Genomic DNA, 2,139 nt, shown 5'->3' on the forward strand with positions numbered 1-2,139 from the left:
CTTTGAAGTACAAGACGATACAAGGAGCAGGAATGCTATGAATAAGGGACTAAGAAGTCTCATGTTCTCTGGGATTATTTTCTACGTTTGAGAACGAAGTTGACGACTTCTGTGCGAGTGTTCGGCTACACTGAGAGCATTGTTTCAAATATGAACAATCAGATATGGGACTACGCCCAGTTCCTAAACGTCATAGCTAAGACAAAAAATTTCGATAGCAAAGTTTCGATAATAGCACAGACGAGGGCTTTGTTAGAGAAATGGAATTTGAGTACGGCTTATCTGCGCATGATGGATATGTCTTAATCGAATTATGAGTGCGAGCACATATTTTGGGCTTTCGATTACAATAATAGTGCCATTATAATCAGTTTTAAAGCATAACGACAATGAAATTATGTTGAAGCGTATTATTATTAAAAATTTTAAAGGCATAAAGTCGTTGGACATGGAGTTCAATGACATTCGCACTATATTGGTAGGCAATAATGGTGTTGGGAAGTCAACCATAATCGAAGCATTAAGATTGGCTTTAAGTGGCGAAAATAGTGTTGAATTAACTCTTTTCTCTTTTCATAAATCCTGTTGGTCCGTTACAGACAGAGCTATTTCCAACTTACCAAAGATTGAAATTGAAGTCTATTTCTCAGATATAGTTAAAGGACCGGATTTCAGAGGAAAGAGCAACTTGCTGATTGAAGAACATCCAGGAATCAGATTTACATATGAATTCGATGAAGCGTATGAAGATCTGTACAGCCATACTACGCATGATTATGTTCCATGCGAATATTACCATACAACAAGGTTTTGGTTTAGTGGGCAACCCGCAAAAACAAAATTACTCCCATTCAAATTGTTTATCATCGATTCTGCAAACACATTCTTTAATAGTCGACCGAGACAATTCATGTCTCGCCTATTGGAGGATGATACGGATGATTTCAGACCAAAACTGTTAAGTTGTCTGGCTGGCATGAGGGATTCCTTTGAGAAGAATGACAAAGTAAAATGTATCAATGAAGAACTATCTCAACGTGCTGGCAAAATAAAAAAAGAGTTAGGCGTATCGATTGACTTAGTATCAAAGAACTCCTATTCTTCTGTACTATCACCGATGGTAGATGGTATACCTTTTGAATTTGCCGGCTTGGGTGAACAATGCATCGTAAAAACGCTTCTTTCGCTTGGAGATGATGATAGCGGGAAGCCGAGAATTTTAATAGTTGAAGAGCCTGAAACTCATCTTTCTCATACAATGATGTACAATCTTATGAAATTGTTAGAAGAGAAAGTGCAGAGTCAAATAATCATTTCTACCCATAGTAGTTTTGTTGCCAATCGAATGGAACTCGATAATCTTGTCGTGCTTAGTAAAGGTGAGGATGGGACAGTATATTCAAAGAATCTTCAAAAGGATTTGAAAGATAAGGAGTATAATTTCTTCTTCAAGGCGACAGATTTTGCAACTCTTCGTCTTATCTTATGTAAGGCGGTTATATTGGTAGAAGGTCCAACGGATGAGATAGTTTGTAATTATTATATGAAACAAACTAACCGGGATATGTACCATAATGGTATTGAGTTAATGGCTGTGGGCGGTGTTTCGTTTGGCCATTTTGTAGAATTATCTAAGGACTTAAAAATTAAGGTTGCAATTGTTCGAGATAGAGATGACAAGTCCCGAGACTATTATGAAAAGCTATATTTTGCGAATTCTCCAGTAGAGAATATCCGAATATTCTTGGATGATAATAATCGTACAATTGAACCGTCATTCGTAGCAGCCAATAAGGATAAACTACATGATTTAAGCTCTACGGTGAGGAAGAAGAGGAACAGCAACGAAACGACTGATACCTTGATTGACTTTATGTCTAATAATAAAACGGAATGGGCATATAGGCTTATACAGGGTTCTAAGCAGTTTGAAGTACCGCAATATATCAAAGATGCTTTTGAATGGATTGATGGCAAATAAAAGATGTTTAATCGCTGCTGCAGGATCAGGCAAAACGACATATCTTGTCAATGAGATATGGGAACATTTTCAAAATGCTCCTGTAATCTTTGTTACCTTTACAACAACAAATCAGTTGACTATTTGTGAAAAAATTCGCAAAAGATTTGGTTTTATTC

The 2,139-nt window shown here is 36.7% G+C and carries 1 protein-coding gene; it reads left to right on the forward strand.

The genetic code is table 11. The annotated features are described in order from the left end of the window. Positions 1 to 397 precede the first annotated feature (397 nt). On the forward strand, positions 398 to 1,981 hold the full coding sequence (locus C5O24_RS12825) for an ATP-dependent nuclease (protein ID WP_107036369.1): 1,584 nt from the start codon (positions 398 to 400) through the stop codon (positions 1,979 to 1,981). Positions 1,982 to 2,139: the final 158 nt, after the last annotated feature.

This window comes from Paramuribaculum intestinale (assembly GCF_003024925.1).
GTDB lineage: Bacteria > Bacteroidota > Bacteroidia > Bacteroidales > Muribaculaceae > Paramuribaculum > Paramuribaculum intestinale.